The sequence below is a fragment of the Rathayibacter rhapontici genome, from assembly GCF_001995175.1.
Lineage (GTDB): Bacteria > Actinomycetota > Actinomycetes > Actinomycetales > Microbacteriaceae > Rathayibacter.
Genome location: NZ_MUKN01000123.1, coordinates 1 through 1,215 on the forward strand (window position 1 = coordinate 1; position 1,215 = coordinate 1,215).

The following is a 1,215-nucleotide window of genomic DNA, read 5'->3' on the forward strand; positions in this document are numbered from 1 at the left end:
CGCATGGGGGAGCTGGCGCTCGACCACAGCGGCAACGTGCCCGCGTGGATCCTCGAGCGGTGGGCGGCCCGGTTCCCGGGAGTGCCCGTCAAGGTGATGCGCGCGCGCCCCACCCCGGGTGCGGGCGAGTACGCGTCGCCGAAGCTCGCCGTCGACGCGATCAACGCTCTCGGCTTCGCGGCCAAGACGCGCCCCTACGTGATCGTCGTGCACCCCGGCGTCTACACGGAGACCGACTGGGTCGTCCCCGGCAACGTCGAGCTCCTCGGGACCGAGCGAGCCGTCGCGATCCTCGACGGGTCGCAGCCGGACTCGGTCGGCGACGGGCACCAGAACACGTCGACGCTCTGGCTCAAGGACGGCGCCAAGCTCACCAACCTGACGATCCTGATGCGCAACGGCCGCTACGCGGTGCACTCGGAGAACTCCGGCCAGTCACCCAACGCTCGCCACGACATCGTCAACTGCCACATCGAGCACTTCGGCAACGCCGGGATGCGCGCGTGGCGGACGGCAAACCCCGGCTCCGGCCTCAGCGTCGCCAACGTGTGGGCGGCCGACCGGGCGTGGGGCTACGGCTCCTCGTCCGGCATCTACGAGCGCTTCGAGAGCACCACCCTCGTCTCGAACTTCGAGTCCTGGTACGTGCACGACAACGCCGACTTCGCCGCTCCGATCCGCCACGATCTGATCAACTGCCGGGTCATCTCCGTCCTCGCGACGGGGAAGATCGAGATCCAGGCCCTCGGGTCTGGGCAGTCCTCGACCGTGAACATGAACGGCACCGAGACGAACGCCCTGCACGTCAACTATGCCGACACCCCCTGGATCAGCACGAACCCGGAGAACCTCGTAGCCGACCACGCGCAGATCGTGCTCCGCACCGACGGCCACGACATGCTCGGCTTCTCGTCGACCTGCCGCGGCCGCGCGCTGCGAATCCGCTCGAGCACAACCGGCGCGACGTCCTCCGTCGCCGCGACCGGCACCGCGGCCGCGGCCATCCTCGGCGTCACCCGGAGCCGGCGCGGCGGAGGCGGGCTCGCCGGGTACCTCTGGGGGCGCTGGGACATCTCCGGCATCACCGTCGGCCCGAACGGCACCACCACCGTCGCCAACACCCTCGGCCGCCGACTCGGGAACTGCACCACCACCCCGAAGACCCTCACGGTCACCGTCGACGGCGGCGCCCCGATCACGATCACGTTCTCGACC

General features: G+C 70.2%; 1 protein-coding gene. It reads left to right on the forward strand.

What is annotated here, in order from left to right; translation table 11 throughout:
- On the forward strand, positions 1–1,215 hold a 1,215-nt coding region (locus tag B0T42_RS20360; RefSeq protein WP_158078200.1), incomplete at both ends, for a hypothetical protein.